The sequence below is a fragment of the Plantactinospora sonchi genome (assembly GCF_036422035.1).
GTDB classification, from domain to species: domain Bacteria; phylum Actinomycetota; class Actinomycetes; order Mycobacteriales; family Micromonosporaceae; genus Plantactinospora; species Plantactinospora sonchi.
This window is the reverse complement of the sequence record NZ_JAZGQK010000026.1, coordinates 78,019-98,339: the sequence shown is the minus strand read 5'-3', so window position 1 is coordinate 98,339 and position 20,321 is coordinate 78,019. Positions and strand designations below refer to the sequence as shown.

Below are 20,321 nucleotides of genomic sequence, written 5' to 3'. Positions count from 1 at the left end.
AGGGTACGACATACGCAGTAACCGGGACAGCCCCCTGAGCGAGAGGTTCTGATGACGCGCGAAGACGGCGAGGCTCCGGTGCCCGGCGGAAAACTGCTCTGGGGCGACCGTCAGCGCCCCGGCCGCGGCCCGAGACCGGCGCTGAGCCTGGAGCGGATCGTGCGCGAGGGCGTCGAGGCGGCGGACACCGAGGGCCTGGCCGCGCTGTCGATGCAACGGCTGGCCGCCCGCCTCGGGGTCGGCACCATGTCGTTGTACCGCTACGTCCCGAGCAAGGACGAACTGGTCGTGCTGATGTTCGACGAGGTGATCGGGGAGCCGCCGGCCACCGATCCGGGCGACTGGCGCGGCTCGCTACGGGACTGGGCACTGGGCCTGCGGGAGATCTTCCACCGCCACCCCTGGACCCTCGCTGTCGTGGGCACCAGCCGGGTCATGGGTCCACACGAGTTGGCCTGGACCGAGGCGGCCCTGTACGCGATCTCCGACACCGGCCTCGTCCCCGACGCGATGATGGACGTCCTCTTCATGGTCAACGGCTACGTACGCGGCGCGGCCCAGCTCTCGGTCGACCCGGCCCACGGACCGGTGCTCGACCTGCCCGCCGTGCTGCGCTCCGAATGGCGCGACCGCTTCCCGACGATGACCGCCCTGCTCGCCACGGACACCCTCGCCGAGCAGTACGACCACCGCAGCGAGCGCGGCTTCGACTTCGGACTGCAACGGGTGCTCGACGGCGTCGACCTGTTTCTGCGTACCCGCCCGCGACCCGGAGACTGACCAGGCCGGCATCGGCAGGGACGGGTCACGGCGCCGGCAGGTTCAACTCCTGGGCGAGGATGGCCGCCTGCACCCGGCTGCGTAGCCCGAGTTTGCCGAGGATCCGGCTCACGTGGGTCTTCGTGGTGCTCTCCGCCATCAGCAGCCGGTCGGCGATCTGCTGGTTGGAGAGGCCGAGCCCCAGGCAGGCCAGCACGTCCCGTTCCCGGGGGGTGAGTTCGGCGGCCGCCGCCCGGCTGGCCGCCGAGGCGGCGGGTGCGGTGGCGGCGAAGGCCGTGATCAGGCGGCGGGTGACCGCGGGGGCGATGAAACCCTCGCCCCGGGCCACGGTACGCACCGCGCCGACCAGCCCCTCGGCGTCGGTGTCCTTCAGCAGGAACCCGGACGCGCCGGCCCGCAGCGCACCGAAGACGTACTCGTCGAGGTCGAAGGTGGTCAGCACCAGGACGTCGGCCAGTCCCTCGGCGACGATCTCCCGGGTCGCGGAGACGCCGTCCAGCCGGGGCATCCGGACGTCGAGCACGGCGACGTCAGGGCGCAGCCGCCGGCAGAGCGCCACCGCCTCCTCGCCGTCGGCGGCCTCCCCGACCACCGTCAGCCCGGGCGAACCGGCGAGGATCAGGACAAGGCCCGCCCGTACCGCCTCCTGGTCGTCGGCGACCACCACCCGGACGGGTGCGTCGGAACGGATGTCACCGGTGCTGATGGGGTCCTCCCCGCTGGTTCCGTGCCCGCTGGTCCCGTGCCCGCTGGTTCCGTGCCCGCGCGGGCCCGCCGGGTCGGTCACGTCTGTGTCGTCAGGGCTGGTCACGGCGGTGCCGTCGTCGGGCTGCGCGGGGTCGGGTCACGTCCGTGCCGCCGAGGGACGCAGGTCGGGACGATGATCGGTTCGTGGCCGCGGCGTCGTGCCGGCTTCCGGTGTACCCGGCGTCTCCGGCGTACCGTCGGTTTCCCTGGGTCGGCGGGGCGCTTCGGCGACCGGCAGTTCGGCCCGGACCCGCCAGCCGCTGTCGTACGGCCCGGCGCTGAATCGGCCGTCGAGCAGGGCGACCCGTTCCCGCATCCCGATCAGGCCGGCACCCGCGCCCGGCAGACCCGCACCGGCGGGCGTACGGGTACCCGCCGGGCCGCCGGCCCCACCGACGGTACGGGCCGCCAGGGGGTTCTCGACGGTGAGCCGCACCGAGCCGGGCCGGTGGTCGACGGTCAGGGTGGCCGGACCCGTGCCGTGCTTCAGCGCGTTGGTCAGCGCCTCCTGGACGATCCGGTACGCGGCCAGGTCCACCCCGACCGGCAGTGGCTCCGGCTCGCCGACCGTCTCGAACCGCACCGCCAGGCCCGCACCCCGGGCCTGGGCGACCAGCCGGTCCACCTCGGCGAGCCGGGCCCGGACCGGCCCGTCGACCCCGCCCAGGGTGGCCGGGCCGGCATCCTCGTCGGCCCGCGTTCCCCCGGTTTCCGCCGGCTCGCGGAGCAGCCCGATCATCTGCCGCATCTCGCCGAGCCCCTGCACGCTGTTCTCCCGGATCACCCGCAGTGCCTGTTCCACCTGGGCGCGGTCCAGGCCCGAGACGGAGAGCACGGCGGTGGCGTGGATGGCGACCGCGCTCAGGTGGTTCGCGACGACGTCGTGCAGTTCCCGGGCCATCCGGCTGCGTTCCGCCGCCACCGCCTGTCGGCGGTCGAGTTCGGCCAGCCGGGCGGTCTGCTCGGCCCGGGCCCGTTCGGCGGCGGCCTGGTCGCGGTACTGCCGCACACTGATGCCGCTGACCACCGGCAGTACGCCGATCAGCGCCACCGGTACGGCCAGGGCGAGGCCGTGCCAGGACCACGGATCCAGGAAGATCATGCCGTACACCGCGGCCACGCCGGTGAGGGCGACGTTGAGCCAGAGCAGCCAACGCCACATCCGCGGTGGCCCGTACACGCAGGAGTCGAAGAGCACCTGGGTGTAGACCAGGGTGGTGGCGAGGGACGAGCCGCAGGCCAGGTCGGTGACGAAGGCGACGGTGCCGAGGGCCAGGCCGGCCCGGGTCGCCACCCGGCGCAGCGCGACCGCCACACAGGTGACCGTGAGCAGGCCGAGGGAGACCCCGGACGGCGGGTCGAACAGCCCGGGGTTGAGCGGCAGGTACGCGGCCAGCAGGAGCAGCGCGCCCAGGTAGGAGATGGACGCCAGTACGATGTCCCGGGACAGCGTCCCGCGTGCCAAGATTCGCCAGGCCGTCACGTTCCGATCCCACCACATCATCCGGGCCGGCCCCTCGGCCCAGACGACGAACCGGTGCCGGGACCGGATCCGCCGAAGGATGTACGGATCCGGCGTGCGGACCCTCACCTGCGCCCATTCGGGTTGGATTGCTCAGGTTCTGTTGACGGTGGCGTCGAGTCCGTCGTCTCCGACCAGTACGGTGACATGGTCCCGGTGACGTGGACGCGCCGCCCGGTCCCCGGTCGGGGCATCGGCGTCCATCGCCGAGCCGGGCGAACCGCCCGAGCAGCGGCGAGCGTGAGGAGGCTTGGATGGCGCAGGACGCCGGACACGGCTGTGCCGAGGAGGAGCCGAACTCGCTGCTGGGTGGGGACGAGTCGCCGGTGGGTCCGGTCGGCCGGCTCCGCTGGGTGTGCGGTGCCAGTGCCGGGCTGCCGGCGGCTCCACTGGACGGCACACCGGTCCGGCCCGCGACGGAGCCGGCCGGGACCGACGTCGACCAGGCCGAGGCGGCCGGGTCACCGGCGCCGGTCGGCGCGGCCGAACAGGTGCCGGAGAGGTCGAGGCTGATTCCCCGCCCCCGTTCCGGGGAGCGGGACTGCGGTGACGCCGCCGAGGTCTCGGGCACGGGCGACGGGGCCGGTGGGGTCCAGGGCGCCACGGCTGACCCTGCGGACGACGTACCGGAGTCGGACGAGCACCGCCGGTCCGGCTGTCAGACGGACCGGCCGGGGTGGGCGGGGGCCCACCGGCACGGCGCGGTGCGTCCCTCTCGACGGCGGGTACGCCGCGACCGGCCCCCGCACCGGTGGTGCTGAGCTGCCGTCATCGGACCAGCGTCAGCGGAGCCGGCGGATGTGACAGCCCCGGGCCGGTCGCCCGCACCCCGGCCGGTACGACCTCGGCGGCCGTGCGGACCGTCGGCGGTGGGGCGGGGTCAGCGGGTACGGCGGCGCACCAGCAGCGCGATGCCAGCCAGTCCGACCGTGATCGACAGCAGTACGGCGCCGTTGAGCAGCATCAGATGACGGAGATCGCCGAGTAGCTGGGTGACGTCCTTGTCGGTGCCGATCGCCTCGTCCGGGATCACCCGCTCGCCGCCCCCGACGCCGCCACCGGCGACGCTGACCTCCGGCTCGGGGAGCGGTGCGCCGGCCGCCAGCAGCGTCTCGGTCATGGTCAGCCGGCCGAAGAACCAGGCCGGGCCGGGCCGGCTCTTGTCCGGCTGCTTGTCCGGCCGGAAGGCACGCGGGCCGCCCTTGGCCAGCGGGTAGAGATCGTAGGTCTGCTTGGCGGCGTCGTTGACGTGCACCACGAGGGTGTATTTCGGACCCAGGTCGGCAGCCTTCGGCGCGGTGGTCTGCCCGTCGCCCTTGAGCCAGCTGACCTGGTCGAGCACCGCCGCGAACAGGTCGGGACTGGCGTCCGCCCGTACGGTCAGCGGATTCGGCAGGTCCTTGCTGGTGATGACGATCGAGGTGGGCTTCGCCGCCGGCTTGGCCTGTGCGGCACCGCCGGCACCCAACCAGCCGCCTGTCGCCAGCAGCAGCGTGACAACCCCGATGAGCCGACGATTCACCCGTCCGGCCATCGCTGACCTCCTCGCCCCGTCTCGATGGTGGCCATGATGCAGGTCACGCGCTGGTTGGTCGGTGGGATGACGGTGTCCGGGTTGGACCTGCCGTCTTCCTACAAAGACTCCGCAGAACGCCGCTCGGTTGCACCTGAACGAGCAGTAATTGGAACTATCTGCGATCTAGGGTCGACTAAGGAGGCGAGCCATTGATCGGTAGGGCGAATCGTAGCGGACGGAGGCGACCACGAGGTGCCGGGTCACCCGTATCGGGACACTGGTGCTGAGCGTCGCGGTGGCGACGCTGTGCGTACCCCTGCGGGGCGCCGTGCCCGCCGCTAGGCTGGTGTGACGGTGCCGGACCGGTTCGGTGGGGCAGGCCGACGGAGAGGACCGGCCGACCCGCCCCACCGATGGTGTGTCACCCGTCGAGCAGGTGCTGTAGCTCGACCACCTTGGCGTGCAGAACCCCGGCAGACTCTCGCAGTTCGGTGGCGTCGCAGATCTCCACGAGGCCGCTGAGGACCTCCCGGTCGGCGGCGAACCAGGCACGTGGTCGGCGCGCGACCAGCTCGGACATCCGCTCCGCACAGCGGGGCTCGTCGGAGCTGTCCCGACCACCGGTGCCCGCCTGACGGAGGTGCTCGTGAGCCACGCGTGCGAGGAGGGTGCCGGCCTCCACCAGGCGGCTGAACGCGGCCCGCCGCTCGTGCGGCGTGAGACCGGCGTGGCGCTCCCGGGCCAGGAGCCGCACGACCTCGTGGAACCGGTAGCGGGGCAGGGCCACGCCATCCAATCCTGCTGGTTCCAGCAGGCGTGTGTCGAGTAGTTCCTGCAGGACGGCGGACCCGGCCGGTCGGTCCAGGCCGAGCAGCACGGTCGACACCCACTCCGGGAACGGGTGGACGGGTAGCCCGCCCAGCAGGGCGAACGCCCGAGCGGCTGCCGGTGTCAGCCTCCGGTAGACCTGCTCCAGTGCGGGTCGTACGGCGAGGTCGCCGTGACGCAACTCGTCCAGGCGGTGCTGCTCGTCCGCCAGTTGACCTCGCAGGCCCCCGACCGTCCAGTCGGGGCGTGCCGCCAGGCGTGCCCCGAGAATGCGGATGGCCAGCGGATGTCCGCCGCACATGTGGACCAACTCGGTGGCTGCCGCACCCTCCTCGAGAATTCGGCGCTCGTCCGCGATCCGGCTCAGTAGCCGGAGCGAATCGGTCACCGGCAGTGATCGGAGGTTGACCGTCGCCGCGACGGGCAGTCCGGTCAGCGGCAGTCGGCTGGTGATGACGACGGCGGACCGGCCGGTGGCCAACAGCGGCGCGAGGTGCGTGTACCCGGCGGCGTCGTCGAGCACCAGCAGGACCTGCTTGTCGGCGAGGGCGGCCCGGAACGCCGTTCCCCGCAGGGCGGGGTCGGCGTACCCCGGATAGTCCGCGGCGGTCACGCTGCGGAGCAGGTGGGCGAGGACGTCGGCGGGGGCCAGGGGGCCGGGCCCGGAGCCGCCGAGTGGCACGTAGAGCTGGCCGTCGGGGTACCAGGCGGCGATCCGGTGGGCGAGGTGGACGGCCAGCGCGGTCTTACCCATCCCGGTCGCACCGGAGATCGACACCATGTGGTTGCCGCCGTTCGCCGGATCCAGTGCCGAGACGAGTCTTTGCAGCTCCTCCGTGCGACCGACGAAGTCGGGCAGGTCCCCGGGCAGCTGGCGTGGGACGCTCGGCCCGGACGACAGGTCCGGTGGTTCCGGCACCGGGCCGGAGGTCCGGGCTACCGGCGCTGGCGCGTGACGTGTCGGCGCGAGTTGGGTGGACCAGCGTTGGATCTGCACCGACTCGAGGAACGTTGCCCGAGTGTCGCCGGTCAGGCCGAGCGCGTCGGCGAGTTGCTCCACGGTCTGCTGTCGTGGAATGCGGCGGCCGCGTTCCGTTTCTCCGATCGAGCGGCTGCTGAGCCCGGATCGTTCCGCGAGAGTTTCCTGCGTCATCCGTTGTTGGGTGCGATGTTGCCTGAGCAAACTACCGAAGTTGAACATGACAATCTTTGTCTCCCCGTTGACAAATGAGGCGGAAGTATAACCGGATTCCGACTGGACGTCCGATAAAGTGTCCGGTCGGACATCCTGGTCCATTACCTCCATCGCCGCTTCGATCATGGCATCGACCTCCCCCCGAGGTCGAGGAAGAGGAGGTTGTGATGACCCGCTTGCTCGGCGCCGTCGCCGACCGGATGGTCGGTGCCTTTGCCCCCAAGGCGACCGCCCAGGCCGGCTGCTCCGGCACGGACTGGGTGGCCTGCTACTGCTCCGGCATCCGGCTGTACTCCAAGCAGTGCACCTACGCCAACGGCAACTGCAACCCGACCTGGTGCGGCGCGTGCAAGTTCGTCGGCAACGAGTGCGCCTGAGCCGCTAGACCGCGGGTCCGGACCCGCCCGTCACCCGGCCGTGTGTCCCTGCCACAGCGGCGTCGGCCCGGGTGGTGGGCGGCCGGACCCTCGGCATCCCGGTCGAACGACGACCGGGATGCCGCCGGTGTCGGCGGGTCGCGTCACGTCGGGCGACTGCTCCGTCTGCCGGCAACGACGTCCACCCACCCGCGGGCGCGGCGCTTCCTGACATTCCGTGGCGCCTGTACCTGACGCAGGTTGCCGCACACCGGGTCACCGCCCGGTCGGTCGTTTGTGGGTGCTGAATGCGATATCTGGATCCGGCCTGTCGAGGGCTCCTGCTGGTCGTCTTCCTCTGGTCGGCGACAAGCAAACTCCGTAGCGGACGGTCGTTGCGGGAGTTCGCCTCGTCCCTGTCCACCATGCGCCTCGTCGGCGTCCGCCACGCCGGCCTGGTCGCGGTCTCGGTGGCCGGTGCGGAGGCGGTCGTGGTCGCCCTGCTCGCGGTCCCGCCCCTGCGAGCCGTCGGTTTCCTGGCCGCCGGTGCCCTGCTCTCTCTCCTGACCGGCGGCGTCGCGCTCGTGCTCCGCCGCGGCGAGGCGGCCCCGTGTCGGTGCTTCGGCTCCTCGCCGGTACCCCTCGGCCGCCGGCATCTCATCCGGAACGTCCTGCTGGTCGGCGTTGTCCTGGTCGGCCTGCTGGCGCAGACCGGGCAACCGGCGCTCGCCGGGTCGCTCGTGGCGGGCGCCGCCGGCGCGCTGGTCGGGCTGCTCGTCGCCGAACTCGACGAAATCGTACAGCTGTTCGCTCCGATCGCCCCACAGAGGAAGGAGACCTCATGACCTACCTGACTGCCGCCGTCGTACTGGTCGGCCTGCTCGCCGCCGCCAACCTGCTCTTCACCTTCGGCGTTGTCCGACGGTTGCGTGAGCAGACCGCGGAGATGGCGCGCCTGCGTGGCCGCGGCCCCGCACCGGAGGACGGCACCGACATCGCCCTGCCCGTCGGCGCGGCCGTCGCCCCCTTCGCCGCCACCGACGTGGACGGTCGTGCGGTGGATCTGACCACCCTCGGCGCCCGCCCCTTCGTCGCCTTCCTCTCGCCCAACTGCGGCCCCTGCAAGGAACGCCTGCCAGGTTTCCTGGAGTTCGCGGCCGCCCGGCCGGGCGGCCGCGGCGAGATCCTGGCGGTAGCGGTCGGCCAGCCGGACGAGACCGCCGATCTCGTCGCCCAACTGGCCGAGGTCGCGACGGTGGTCAGGGAGCCGGATCAGGGCCCGGTCCAGAAGGCGTTCGGCGTCACCGGCTACCCCGCGTTCATCCTGGTCGAGAACGGGGCGGTGGCCGCCGCCAACTTCGACCTGACCGCGGTCGCGGACCGGGACGCGGCCGTCCTCGCGGTCGTGGGCTGACCGTGCGGATCCGTGCCGCCGGGCGGGCGCTGGCGCTCGCCCGGCGTGCCGCGCCAGCACACGTCCTGTGGTACGTCCTCCTCACGGCGCTGGCCGGCCTCGGCCCGTTGGCGGTGGCCTGGCTGACGAAGCTGGTGATCGACGCGGTCGCCAGCGACGGGGCCCGGTGGACCGATCTCGTCAACCTGGCCGTGGCGCTCGCCGGTGTGGGTCTCGTCGTCGCCCTGTTGCCGCACATCACCCGCTACCTACGGGCCGAGCTTGACCGGAAGGTCATGTTGGGCGCCAACGAGGACCTGTACGCGGCGGTCGACCGGTTCGTCGGGCTACGTCGTTTCGAGGATCCGGCGTTCCTGGACCGACTCCAGGTCGCGCGCTCCAGCGGTGTCAACGGCCCGGGCATGTTGGTCGACGGCACGCTGGGGTGCGGGCAGGCCCTGATCGTCGTCGGTGGCTTCGCCGGGACCCTCTTCTCGCTCGGACCGTGGATCGCGTTCGCGGTTCTGCTCAGTGCGGTGCCGGCGTTCTTCGCCGAACTCGCCCTGAGTCGTCGCCGGGTCGCGATGGTCGCCGCGATCGGGCAGTCGGAGCGGAAGGAGATGTTCTACGCGGGCCTGCTCACCGACCCTCAGGCGGCCAAGGAACTCCGGCTGTTCGGGGCGGGTCCCTTTCTCTGGGGCCGGATGGCGGTCGAGCTGCGTGCGATCAACAGGGGGCACCGCGACATCGACCGACGGGAGATGGTGACCCAGACGGGGCTGGCCGCTTTCGCGGCGCTCACGACGGGTGCACTACTGCTGTGGGCGGTCCGCGCGGCGACCCTCGGCACCCTCACCGTCGGTGACGTGGCACTGGTGGTGGCCGCGGTCGCGGCGGTGCAGAACGCGTTGGCCGGTCTGGTGTCCGAAGCCGTCTCCGTCCACCAGGCCGTCCTGCTGTTCGACCACTACCTGGCAGTGGTGGACGCCGGGCCGGACCTGCCGGTCCGGCCCGATCCGGCCCCGACGCCGCCACTGCTGGACGGGATCACCTTCGACGACGTCTGGTTCCGGTACGCCGACGATCAGCCCTGGGTGTTGCGGGGAGTCGACCTGTTCCTCCCGGTCGGCGCGGCCACCGCCGTCGTCGGGCTCAACGGGGCCGGCAAGACGACGCTGGTCAAGCTCTTGTGCCGCCTCTACGACCCGAGCCGTGGGCGGATTCTGTGGGATGGTGTGGACCTGCGTGACCTGGACCCCGGCGAGCTGCGCCGGCGCATTCGCGCGGTGTTCCAGGACGCGGTGCGGTACGACCTCACCGCACGGGAGAACATCGCGCTGGGCGATCTCACCGCGCTCGACGATTCCGCGCGGGTGGTGGCCGCGGCCCGGGCCGCCGGGATGCACGACCTGCTGGACGGACTGCCGAACGGGTACGAGACTCCGCTGACCAGAGTGTTCTTCTCCGAGGCCGACCGGAATGACCCGAGCACCGGTACGGTCCTGTCCGGTGGCCAGTGGCAGCGCCTGGCGCTCGCCCGTGGTCTGGTGGCGGTGCACCCGGACCTGCTCATCCTGGACGAGCCGAGTTCCGCGTTGGACGCACAGGCCGAGTACGAGGTCCACTCGCGGCTGCGTGAGCTCCGTGCCGGCCGGACCAGCCTGCTCGTGTCCCACCGTCTCGGAGTGTTGCGTGAGGCCGACCAGATCGTCGTACTCGCCGACGGCCGGGTTACCGAACAGGGACGACATGACGAGCTGGTGCTGGTCGGCGGCGAGTACGCGCGACTGTTCGCGCTCCAGGCTTCGGGTTACCAGCGGCGGATCGAGGAGTCGGTATGACGTTCGTGTTGGGCGCCGCCTCGGCCCTGGTCGTGGTCGCGGTGGCCGGGGCCGTGCTGCTGATCCGCCGGTCGACCGTCGTGGTGTCGGTGACCGGCCACAGCATGGTGCCGACCCTGGCCGATGGCGACCGGGTCGTGGTGCGGCGGGTCCGGCGGGGGTTGCCGGCCGTGGGTGACGTGGTGGTGGTGGGTGAGCCGGGCCCATGTCGGCCCGGGCGTGAAGGCACCCCGCCGCACGCCCGGTGGCTCGTCAAGCGGGTGGCGGCGGTCCCGGGTGATCCCGGTCCCGCCTTCCTGCCAGACTGGGCCCGACCGGCGGACGGGATCGTGCCGCCCGACCGGTTGGTGCTGCTGGGAGACAACGCCCGGCTCAGTCGGGACTCCCGTCAGTTTGGTCCGGTGCCGGTGGATCGCCTGCTGGGTGTCGTACTCCGCCGGCTGGGTGGCGGGGAGCTGGCCGCGGCGCCCGAGGGCATCCCGGGGCCGGCCGGCTCTGACGTGCCCACGGGTCTACGGACCTGACCGGCGGGCGGTCGCCTCGCCACCGCGTGCGCTGCCGACCGGCGTGTCGGAGGCGACGGGACGCCCGCGTGCCCCGACGGGCGGAGGCGCGCCGGGGGAGGTCAGATGAGCCGGGTACGGGCGGCCCGCAGTCGGGTCAGTGACCGGTCCCGGCCGAGTACGGCCATCGACTCGAACAACGGCAGTCCGACGCCGCGTCCGGTGATCGCCACCCGGACCGGCGCCTGTGCCTTGCCGAGCTTGAGCCCCCGCCGGGTGCCGACCTCCTCCAGCGCTGCCTTGATCGGCTCGGCCGACCAGTCGGCGAGCGCCTCGAACGCGGTGATCGCGTCGTCCAACAGGTCGGCCGCGCCCTCCTTCATGGCCTTCGCCCACGCGGCCTCGTCGACCAGAGGCGACTCCAGGAAGAGGAAGTCGACGTTCGGCACGATCTCGCTGAGCACCGCGATCCGGGTCTGGGCCAGCGGCGCCACCGCGGCGAACGCCGCCGGGTCGAACTCCGCCGGCTGCCAGGGCGGCGGGGCGATGGTGTCCGTGCCGGTGAGCCACGGCTGACAGGCGGCGGCGAACTCCTCGACCGACAGGGCCCGGATGTACTCGCCGTTGAAGGCCCGCAGCTTCTTCTCGTCGAAGAACGCCGGTGACGGGTTCACCTCGGTCAGCCGGAACTCCGACTCGATCACGGACCAGGGCACGATCTCCCGGTCGCCGGAGGGCGCCCAGCCGAGCAGCATCAGGTAGTTGCGCATCGCGTCGGCCAGGTAGCCCTCGTCGCGGTACGCCTCCAGGGCGACCTTGTCGCGGCGCTTGGAGAGCTTCTGGCGCTTCTCGTTGACCACCACCGGCACGTGCGCCCAGACCGGCGGCTTGACCCCGAGCGCGTCCCAGAGCAGTTGCTGCTTGGGCGTGTTCGGCAGGTGCTCCTCGGCCCGGATCACGTGGGTGATGCCCATGGTCAGATCGTCGACCACGTTCGCCAGAAGGAAGACCGCCGAGCCGTCGCCACGGGCGATCACGAAGTCCTCGATCAGCTTGTTCTCGAAGGTCGGCTCGCCGCGGATCAGGTCGACCACCACGGTCTCGCCCTCGTCCGGGGTACGGAACCGCAGCGCGCGACCCTCGCCCGGGCCCAGCCCACGGTCCCGGCAGAAGCCGTCGTAGCCCTGGTACTGCGAGCCGGTCCGGGCCTGGACGGACTCCCGGGTGCAGTCGCAGTAGTACGCCCGCCCCTCGGCGTGCAGGCGGCTGGCCGCGTTCCGGTGCTCGTCGGCGTTCGCCGACTGGAAGTACGGCCCCTCGTACGTGCCGCGTGCGATCCCGATCCAGTCCAGCGCGGAGAGGATCCCCTCGGTCCACTCGGGTCGGTTGCGGGCCGCGTCGGTGTCCTCGATCCGCAGTACGAAGACACCCCCCTGCTGCTTGGCGAAGATCCAATTCTGCAGGGCCGAGCGGGCACCGCCGACGTGGAACATTCCAGTCGGGGAAGGGGCAAAGCGTACGCGTACCGTCACGGCCCAAGCCTACGCAGCCACCCGGGGCCGCCCGCCACCAGGTTTCCGTACCGGGTCCCGGGACGGTGTCCCGTGGGGCCCGGCGCCCGTCGGGCGGACGCGGTGCCGACCCCCTGAATCGGCGCGAAGCAGTCGAAACCACACCGGGGTAGTTCATTTCGGCGTGTCGTGGGCAAGACGTCCGTTTTGAGGCGTAATCCTCAATAAGCTGCCGATGGTTACCAGGTTGTCCGCAATGGAGGCGACTTAAGGATGATGCTCATCGAACGCAGCACGCGGGTGGCGGCGCCGATCGAGGCGGTGTGGGACCTGGTCCAGCGGGCGGAGCACCTGCCGGAATGGCTGGCCGGGGTGCGTCAGGCGGAGGTGCTCTCCGGTGAGGGCATCGGTCGGCGGCAGAAGGTGCACGCCGACGGACGGGCGCTGGACGCGGAAGTGATCGCGTTCCAGCAACCGACGCTGATCGCCTGGCGTGAGCGGGCCGAGGGGTCGGGTGCCCGAGCCGAGGCGCGGACCGAGATCTACGTCGAGCTGTCCCCGGAGGAGGACGGCACGACGGTACGGCTGATCATGGTGCGTTGGCCCGCCGGTCCGGTCAGCGGCGCGCTGCTGCGGTGGGGGATGCGTCGGGTGGGTGCCGACCTTGAAGGCTCCCTCGCCCGGCTCACCGGCCTCGCCACGGTCGGCTGAGCCGCCCGGCCAGCGGACGCCGCGCCACCGCCGTCCCGCGTGCCGGCAGCAGCCCGCGTGCGGACACCGTCCCGCCTGCCGGCGGCGCCGGTGGCCCCCGCCCCCTCGTGCTGTCGCTGGCTACCCGGTCAGGAGTCCCCGCCGGTCTCGCCCACCGGCGCCGCCGACACGTCGTCGATCGCGTACTTCTTCGCCGCCTCGGCCGGCACCGACGGGGGTACGACCCCGCCCAGCGCGAGCTGACGCAGCGTCGCCACGGTCACCGACTCCGCGTCGACGTGGAAGTGCCGGCGCAGGGCGTGCCGGGTGTCCGACAGGCCGAAGCCGTCGGTACCCAGCGAGGTGTAGCCGCCGGGGATCCAGCGTGCGATCAGGTCGGGCACCGCCCGCATCCAGTCGCTGACCGCGATCACCGGGCCGTCCGACCCGGCCAGCTTGCGCTGGACGTACGGCACCCGGGGCTCGTCGCCGGGGTGCAGGAGGTTGTACTCCTCGCACTCCACCGCGTCCCGCCGCAGTTCGGTCCAGGAGGTGACCGACCAGACGTCCGCCGCCACGCCCCACTCCTCGGCCAGCAGCTGCTGCGCCTTCAGCGCCCACTGCATGCCAGTGCCGGAGGCGAGGATGTTGGCACGCGGCGCGGAGCCGCCCTTGCCGCCGGAGACCGAGGGGGCCGGCGAGTACCGGTAGATCCCCTTCAGCAGCCCCTCCACGTCCACGTCCGTCGGCTCGGCCGGTTGCAGGATCGGCTCGTTGTAGACGGTGAGGTAGTAGAAGATGTTCTCCGGCTGCTCGCCGTACATCCGGTGCAGGCCGTTCTCGAAGATGTGCGCGATCTCGAAGGCGAACGCCGGGTCGTACGCCACCACGGCCGGGTTGGTCGCGGCGATCAGGTGCGAGTGGCCGTCCTCGTGCTGCAGGCCCTCGCCGTTCAGGGTGGTACGGCCGGCGGTGGCGCCGAGCACGAAGCCCCGGGCCATCTGGTCGGCGGCCGCCCAGAACGCGTCACCGGTGCGCTGGAAGCCGAACATCGAGTAGAAGATGTACAGCGGGATCATCGGCTCGCCGTGCGTCGCGTACGACGTACCGGCGGCGGTGAACGAGGCCACCGAACCGGCCTCGTTGATCCCCTCGTGCAGGATCTGCCCGGTGGTGGACTCCTTGTACGACAGGAACAGCTCCCGGTCGACCGAGGTGTACCGCTGGCCGTGCGGCGAGTAGATCTTCTGGGTCGGGAAGAGCGAGTCCATGCCGAAGGTGCGCGCCTCGTCCGGGATGATCGGCACGAACCGCTTGCCGAACTCCCGGTCCTTCATCACGTCCTTGAGCAGCCGGACGAAGGCCATCGTGGTGGCGATCTTCTGCTTGCCGGAGCCCTTCTTGACGTCGGCGAAGCGCTCCTTGCCCGGCACCGGCAGCGGCGCCCACTCGGTGCGCCGCGACGGCAGGTAGCCGCCGAGCTGCTGGCGCCGCTCGCGCAGGTACTCCGCCTCCTCGGACTTCTCGCCCGGGTGGTAGTACGGCGGCAGGTAGGGGTTGTCCTCCAGCGCCGAGTCCGGGATGTCGAGGTAGAGCCGGTCACGGAAGCTCTTCAGGTCGCTGAGCGTGAGCTTCTTCATCTGGTGTGTGGCGTTGCGGCCCTCGAAGCTCGACCCGAGCGTCCAGCCCTTGATCGTCTTCGCCAGGATGACGGTCGGCTGGCCGGTGTGCTCCATCGCGGCCTTGTACGCCGCGTACAGCTTGCGGTAGTCGTGGCCACCCCGCTTGAGGTTCCAGATCTCGTCGTCGCTCATGCCCTCGACGAGCTTGCGGGTGCGCGGGTCGCGACCGAAGAAGTGCTCCCGGACGTACGCCCCGGACTCCGCCTTGTAGGTCTGGTAGTCGCCGTCCGGCGTGGTGTTCATCAGGTTGACCAGCGCGCCGTCGGTGTCCGCGGCGAGCAGCGGGTCCCACTCCCGGCCCCAGACGACCTTGATCACGTTCCAGCCGGCGCCCCGGAAGAACGCCTCCAGCTCCTGCATCACCTTGCCGTTGCCCCGGACCGGGCCGTCCAGCCGCTGCAGGTTGCAGTTGATCACGAAGGTGAGGTTGTCCAGCTCCTCGCGGGCCGCCGCGCCGATCGCGCCGAGCGACTCCGGCTCGTCCATCTCACCGTCGCCGAGGAACGCCCACACGTGCTGCTGCGAGGTGTCCTTGATGCCCCGGTGGTGCAGGTAGCGGTTGAACCGGGCCTGGTAGATCGCGTTGATCCCGCCGAGGCCCATCGAGACCGTCGGGAACTCCCAGAAGTCCGGCATCAGCCGCGGGTGCGGGTACGACGGCAGCCCGCCGCCGGGATGCGAGAGCTCCTGCCGGAAACCGTCGAGCTGGTCCTCGGTCAGGCGCCCCTCCATGAAGGCCCGGGCGTACATGCCGGGGGAGCCGTGGCCCTGGTAGAAGATCTGGTCGCCGCCGCCGGGGTGGTTCTTGCCCCGGAAGAAGTGGTTGAACCCCACCTCGTAGAGCGAGGCCGAGCTGGCGTAGGTGGAGATGTGGCCGCCGACGCCGATCTCCGGGCGCTGGGCCCGGTGCACGAGCATCGCCGCGTTCCACCGGATGTACGCCCGGATCCGCCGCTCGATGTGCTCGTCCCCGGGGAACCAGGGTTCCCGCTCCGGGGGGATGGTGTTGATGTAGTCGGTGGTGGTCAGGGGCGGCACCCCGACCTGGCGTTCCCTGGCCCGCTCCAGCAGGCGCAGCATGACGTACCGTGCGCGTTTGGCGCCGCGTTCGTCGATGACACCGTCGAGTGACTCGACCCATTCGCTGGTTTCTTCGGGGTCGATGTCCGGAAGCTGGCTCGGCAGGCCGTCGCTGATCACCGGGCGCTTGCGTTCCGTGGCCACAGGCGTTCCCTAGGTTGTGTGTGGGATAGGTCTCTAGCGCCATCCTGCCTCCTTCTGCCTATGCCCGTCACGTCTAGACCCGGCAGAGGCGATGCTCGACACAGGTACCAGGGGGTAACTTTCCGGCAACACGCCGTTCCCGGACAGGAACCGCGCAAGCGATGATCTATCGGACGGGTGGGCGGGACGGCCGGCGACGGCCACCGGCGCCGCGTCGGCGAGGGTCGCGCCGGACCCCTGTCCGGTCCTGGCCGGCGGGCTGCGGTGGGCGGCTGCGGCAGTTGCGACGGTTGGGGCAGACTGGGCGGATGGACAGTGAGGTGATCACCATCCGGACCGGTTCCCGTCCGGTGGTCCGGGACATCACCCAGGAGGCCGAGCGGTTCCTCGCCGGCAGGGGCGACGGGCTGCTGCACGTCTTCGTGCCGCACGCGACCGCCGGTCTGGCGATCATCGAGACCGGCGCCGGTTCCGACGACGACCTGCTGACCGCCCTCGACGACGTGCTGCCCGCCGACGACCGCTGGCGGCACCGGCACGGCTCACCCGGACACGGCCGCGACCACGTGCTGCCCGCCTTCGTGGCGCCGTACGCGACACTGCCGGTGCTCGGCGGACGGCTGGCCCTCGGCACCTGGCAGTCGATCTGCCTCGTCGACCCGAACGGCGACAACTCCACCCGCCAGGTCCGCTTCTCCTTCCTCGCCGGCTGACCGGCGTGCCGCCGGCGGTTTTCCGGGTACCGCACCCGGCCCGACCCGGGGGCTGTCCGCACCGGGATCGGCAGTCCAAACGCGGGGGCTGTCCGCACCGGGGGATCGGCCGTGGGCCGCACGCGGGGGGCTGTCCCGACCGGGGCCGGTCGACGCTGGCGAGGGTTCGCTAGCCTCGCGCGATGACACCATCCCGCATTGACGCGCCGATCGTCGCGGTCACGGTCTTTCCGGACCGGGCCCGGGTCACCCGCCGGGCCGATCTCCAACTGTCCACCGGCGAGCACCGGGTGCGGATCGGGCCGCTCCCCCTCGGCCTGCGGCGGGACTCGCTGCGGGTCGGCGGCCGAGGGCCGGCCAGCGTGCTCGGCGTGGACGTGGCGACCGAGGTACACCCCCGCACCTCCGAACCGGGCGCGGTCGAGTTGGAGCAGCGGCGTCGCGAGCTGACCGCCGAACTCGCCGAACTGGCCGACGCGGAGACCGTGGAGACCCGACGAGGGGAGTTCCTGGCCCAGCTCGCCCAGCGGGCCGGCGGCACCTACGCCCGGGCACTGGCCGGCGGCGACGCGACGCCGGGTGACGTACTCGGCTTCACCGACGCGGTGGCCGAACAGACCGCCGCGAGCCAGGCCCGGCGGCGGGAGCTGTCCCGGCGGCGGGACGAGGTCCAGGAGCGGCTGGCCGCCGTCGAGCGGGAACTCGCCGCGCTGCCCGGCAAGCGCCAGCCGGACCGGCTCGTCGCCGAGGTGGTCGTCCGGGTCGAGCCCGCCGAGACCGACGAATCCGACCCGGGAGCCGCCGTCGAGGTCCGGCTCGAACTGTCGTACGTGGTGGAAGGGGCGGGTTGGACCTCCTCGTACGACCTGCGCCTGGTCGACGAGACCCTGAACCTCACCTGGTTCGGGCTGGTCAGTCAGCGTACCGGTGAGGACTGGCCGGAATGTGAGCTGCTGCTTTCCACCGCCCGTCCGACCACCGGCGCGGCCCTGCCGGAGCTGACCCCGTGGTACCTGGACCAGGCGGACCGGGTGCCCCAGGAGGCCGTCTGGGGCGGCGGGCCGGTACGCGCGCGCGCCGCGGCCGCGCCGGCCGGCGCCCCCGGGGCGCCGATGCGGGCCGGAGGCCCGCCCCGACCGCCGGCACCGGTCGCCCAGCCGGCCGCCACCCTGGAACAGGGCGTCGCGGCGGCCACCTACCAGCCGGCCCGGCCGGTGGCGGTGCCGGCCGACGGCGGTACGCACCGGGCGGTCGTCGCGGTGCTCGAACTCGGATCCACCCTCGACTACGTCACCGCGCCGGTGCGTACCCCGGACGTGCACCTGCGGGCCACGGTGACCAACAGTTCCGCGCACACCCTGCTGCCCGGCGCGGCCTCGGTGTTCCACGGCGGCGACTTCGTCGGCGCCACGAAGCTGCCCACCTGGGCGCCGGGGGAGGAGGTCGAGCTGGCGCTCGGCCTCGACGACCGGATCCGGGTCAAGCGTGAGCTGGTCCGACGGAGCGACACGAAGGCCACGCTGGGCTCGACCCGGCGTCGGGAGGCGGAGTACCGGACCACCCTGGCCAACCACACGCCCCGGCCGGCCCGGATCACCGTGCTCGACCAGGTGCCGGTCTCGCGCGGCGAGGGGATCACCGTCCGCGAGCTGCGGCTCGACCCGGCCCCGACCGAGCGGGGTGACCTGGGCGAGCTGCGTTGGCGGCTGGAGCTGCCACCGGGCGCGTCCCGGGAGATCCTGCTCGGCCTGCGGGTGGAACTGGCCAAGGGGGTCGAGCTGACCGGCTGGCGGGAGTGACCGGAGTGGCCGGGCGCCCCCGCCGGCCCGCGACTGACTGACCGGTGCCGGGCGGCCCCCCCCCCCACCCCGGGGGCCCCCCCCCCGGGCTCGGGGGGGGCCCCCCCCCCCCCCCGCCCGGGGGGGGGGGGCGGCCCCCCCCCCCCCCCCCCCCCGGGGGCCCCCGGCACCGAGGGATCGGTTCCGGCGGGCACACCGCCGGAACCGGGCAGGCCGGCGTCAGGGCCGGACGGTCTCCTGGGTGCTCGTCTCGGTCGCCGAGTCCAGCCGGGACCGGTTGGCGGCGGGCGCGGGCGGGTCGAGCGGGCGGTCGTACGTCTGGTGCAGCCCCGGAGCCCGGTCCTCGACCACGAACGAGGCCCGGGTGTGCACCGGCGCGTCCGGCGTGGTGACGTACGGCAGCACCTTGAAGTCGACCGCGAGCTCGTCGGCCCTGATCTTCGTCAGGACGTAGCCGCGCTGGTTGTTGTAGAACTTCAGGTGCGGGTTGATCTTCAGGAACGAGTGGTCGGCCGGGTTCGAGTCGGCACCGTTGCCGGTGGTGGAGATCGAGGAGCAGACCAGCTCGGTACCGACCGTCCGCGAGGTCGGGTCGGCGTAGTCGAGCTTCAGTTCACTGGCCCAGTGCGCGTGCACGTCGCCGGTGAGGACCACCGGGTTGCGGACGCCGGCGTTCAGCCAGCCCCGGGTGATCCGGTCCCGGGAGGCGACGTAGCCGTCCCAGGAGTCCATGCTGGTGACCGTCGCCGGGCCGGCGTTGTTGTCCCGCTGGGCGAAGAACACCTGCTGGCCGAGGATGTCCCAGCGGGCGTCCGAGCGGTGGAAACCGTCCAGCAGCCAGCGCTCCTGCTCCGGGCCGGTGATCGAGCGGGCCGGGTCCAGCGCGGCCGGGCAGTCCTGGTAGCCGTCGCCGCAGGCCTGGTCGTCGCGGTACTGCCGGGTGTCGAGCATGTGGAAGTTCGCCAGCCGGCCCCACCGGATCCGCCGGTAGAGCTGCATGTCGATGCCGCGCGGCACCGAGGTACGACGCAGCGGCATGTTCTCGTAGTACGCCTGGAACGCCGCCTTCCGCCGGGCCAGGAAGTCCGGCTGCGGGATGTCGGGGCGCTCGTACACCTCGTCGGCCCAGTTGTTGTCCACCTCGTGGTCGTCCCAGACCACCAGCCAGGGCGCGGCGGCGTGCGCGGCCTGCAGGTCGGCGTCGGACTTGTACTGCGCGTGCCGCTGCCGGTAGTTGGCCAGCGTCACGGTCTCCGGACCCTCGTGGTCACGGATGTTCCCGCCGGGGATCGTGTAGCTGTCCTTCGTGTACTCGTACTGGTAGTCGCCGAGGTGCAGGACGAGGTCCGGCTCCTCCTCGGCGAGCCGCCGGTAGGCGGTGAAGTAGCCGTGCTCGTACTGGGAGCAGGAGGCGAAGGCCATGGTGAGGGTGCCGCCGAGCATCCACGGCGCCGGGGTGGTGCGGGTCCGGCCGACCGGCGAGCTGTGCCGCTCGGCGTGGAACCGGTAGAAGTACTCGCGCCCCGGTGCCAGCCCGTCAAGCTCGACGTGCACGCTGTGCCCCGTCTGCGGGCGGGCCAGCACGGTGCCCCGTCGGACCACGTGCCGGAACCGCTCGTCGGTGGCGACCTCCCAGCGCACCGGCACGGCGCGGTCCGGCATGCCGCCCATGCCGTCCTCGGCCAGCGGTTCGACGGCGAGACGGGTCCAGAGCACAAAACCGTCGGCGTCCGGGTCGCCGGAGGCGACGCCGAGCGTGAAGGGGTCGGTGCGCAGCGGTCGGGCGGCGGAGGCCGCGGCGGGCAGCGTGGTCAGCGCGCCGGCGGTGCCGACCGCGGCGCTGGTGACCAGGAGGGTACGGCGGGACAGGGCCATCGAGATCTCCCAAGATCCGGTGGACAGACTGGCAAGCAGGTTCGTCGGCACCGGTGCCGGGAATGGGGCAGGGCGATAGCCGGCTGCCGAACAACCGGTGAAGGGACGGTCGTCCGGTCGGTCAGGACAGTGGCGACAGTCGGCCG

17 protein-coding genes are annotated in these 20,321 nt (G+C 72.1%); 10 read left to right on the top strand and 7 right to left on the bottom strand.

Annotation, left to right across the window (positions count from 1 at the left end):
* Nucleotides 1-51 precede the first annotated feature (51 nt).
* Nucleotides 52-780, top strand: a complete 729-nt coding sequence (locus tag V1633_RS27555; protein WP_331217174.1) for a TetR/AcrR family transcriptional regulator — start codon at nucleotides 52-54, stop codon at nucleotides 778-780.
* Between the two features lie 25 nt (nucleotides 781-805).
* Here V1633_RS27555 and V1633_RS27550 read toward each other — a convergent pair whose 3' ends face one another.
* Both V1633_RS27550 and V1633_RS27545 read right to left on the bottom strand, forming a co-directional pair.
* Nucleotides 806-1,471: a response regulator transcription factor gene (locus V1633_RS27550; RefSeq protein WP_331217241.1), complete on the bottom strand. Its 666-nt coding sequence runs from the start codon at nucleotides 1,469-1,471 to the stop codon at nucleotides 806-808.
* A gap of 153 nt (nucleotides 1,472-1,624) precedes the next feature.
* Nucleotides 1,625-3,010, bottom strand: coding sequence for a sensor histidine kinase (locus V1633_RS27545; RefSeq protein WP_331217173.1), 1,386 nt, complete (start codon nucleotides 3,008-3,010; stop codon nucleotides 1,625-1,627).
* 293 nt (nucleotides 3,011-3,303) lie between these two features.
* On the opposite strand from V1633_RS27545, the gene V1633_RS27540 reads away from it, so the two are divergent.
* Nucleotides 3,304-3,810 (top strand): hypothetical protein, encoded by a 507-nt coding sequence (locus V1633_RS27540; protein WP_331217245.1) that lies wholly within the window; start codon nucleotides 3,304-3,306, stop codon nucleotides 3,808-3,810.
* 119 nt (nucleotides 3,811-3,929) lie between these two features.
* On the opposite strand, the gene V1633_RS27535 is transcribed toward V1633_RS27540, so the two are convergent.
* Nucleotides 3,930-4,583, bottom strand: a complete 654-nt coding sequence (locus V1633_RS27535; protein WP_331217172.1) for a hypothetical protein — start codon at nucleotides 4,581-4,583, stop codon at nucleotides 3,930-3,932.
* Between the two features lie 403 nt (nucleotides 4,584-4,986).
* Entirely contained in the window at nucleotides 4,987-6,594 is a 1,608-nt protein-coding gene (locus V1633_RS27530) for a helix-turn-helix domain-containing protein (RefSeq protein ID WP_331217171.1), read from the bottom strand.
* 161 nt (nucleotides 6,595-6,755) lie between these two features.
* Here V1633_RS27530 and V1633_RS27525 point away from each other — a divergent pair, with 161 nt between their 5' ends.
* The 5 genes from V1633_RS27525 to V1633_RS27505 all read left to right on the top strand — a co-directional run bounded on the left by V1633_RS27525 (nucleotide 6,756) and on the right by V1633_RS27505 (nucleotide 10,702).
* Nucleotides 6,756-6,965, top strand: a complete 210-nt coding sequence (locus tag V1633_RS27525; RefSeq protein WP_331217170.1) for a hypothetical protein — start codon at nucleotides 6,756-6,758, stop codon at nucleotides 6,963-6,965.
* A gap of 287 nt (nucleotides 6,966-7,252) precedes the next feature.
* On the top strand, nucleotides 7,253-7,789 hold the full coding sequence (locus tag V1633_RS27520; protein WP_331217169.1) for a MauE/DoxX family redox-associated membrane protein: 537 nt from the start codon (nucleotides 7,253-7,255) through the stop codon (nucleotides 7,787-7,789).
* Entirely contained in the window at nucleotides 7,786-8,358 is a 573-nt protein-coding gene (locus V1633_RS27515; RefSeq protein WP_331217168.1) for a TlpA family protein disulfide reductase, read from the top strand. Before V1633_RS27520 ends, V1633_RS27515 begins: the two co-directional genes overlap by 4 nt.
* Before the next feature lie 2 nt (nucleotides 8,359-8,360).
* Nucleotides 8,361-10,178: an ABC transporter ATP-binding protein gene (locus V1633_RS27510; RefSeq protein WP_331217167.1), complete on the top strand. Its 1,818-nt coding sequence runs from the start codon at nucleotides 8,361-8,363 to the stop codon at nucleotides 10,176-10,178.
* Nucleotides 10,175-10,702, top strand: coding sequence for a S26 family signal peptidase (locus tag V1633_RS27505; protein WP_331217166.1), 528 nt, complete (start codon nucleotides 10,175-10,177; stop codon nucleotides 10,700-10,702). The genes V1633_RS27510 and V1633_RS27505 overlap by 4 nt, the downstream gene beginning before the upstream one ends.
* 101 nt (nucleotides 10,703-10,803) lie before the next feature.
* On the opposite strand, the gene gltX is transcribed toward V1633_RS27505, so the two are convergent.
* Complete coding sequence (gene gltX / locus V1633_RS27500; RefSeq protein WP_331217165.1) at nucleotides 10,804-12,213, bottom strand: glutamate--tRNA ligase; 1,410 nt, start codon at nucleotides 12,211-12,213, stop codon at nucleotides 10,804-10,806.
* Nucleotides 12,214-12,465: 252 nt separating this feature from the next.
* On the opposite strand from gltX, the gene V1633_RS27495 reads away from it, so the two are divergent.
* Nucleotides 12,466-12,903, top strand: a complete 438-nt coding sequence (locus V1633_RS27495; protein WP_331217164.1) for an SRPBCC family protein — start codon at nucleotides 12,466-12,468, stop codon at nucleotides 12,901-12,903.
* 128 nt (nucleotides 12,904-13,031) lie between these two features.
* On the opposite strand, the gene aceE is transcribed toward V1633_RS27495, so the two are convergent.
* Nucleotides 13,032-15,788, bottom strand: a complete 2,757-nt coding sequence (gene aceE, locus V1633_RS27490) for a pyruvate dehydrogenase (acetyl-transferring), homodimeric type (protein ID WP_331217163.1) — start codon at nucleotides 15,786-15,788, stop codon at nucleotides 13,032-13,034.
* Nucleotides 15,789-16,096: 308 nt separating this feature from the next.
* On the opposite strand from aceE, the gene V1633_RS27485 reads away from it, so the two are divergent.
* Entirely contained in the window at nucleotides 16,097-16,501 is a 405-nt protein-coding gene (locus tag V1633_RS27485; RefSeq protein ID WP_331217162.1) for a YjbQ family protein, read from the top strand.
* A 182-nt stretch (nucleotides 16,502-16,683) separates the two neighbouring features.
* Nucleotides 16,684-18,300 (top strand): DUF4139 domain-containing protein, encoded by a 1,617-nt coding sequence (locus V1633_RS27480; RefSeq protein ID WP_331217161.1) that lies wholly within the window; start codon nucleotides 16,684-16,686, stop codon nucleotides 18,298-18,300.
* A 219-nt stretch (nucleotides 18,301-18,519) separates the two neighbouring features.
* Here V1633_RS27480 and V1633_RS27475 read toward each other — a convergent pair whose 3' ends face one another.
* Nucleotides 18,520-20,175, bottom strand: a complete 1,656-nt coding sequence (locus V1633_RS27475; protein WP_331217160.1) for an alkaline phosphatase D family protein — start codon at nucleotides 20,173-20,175, stop codon at nucleotides 18,520-18,522.
* Nucleotides 20,176-20,321 lie beyond the last annotated feature (146 nt).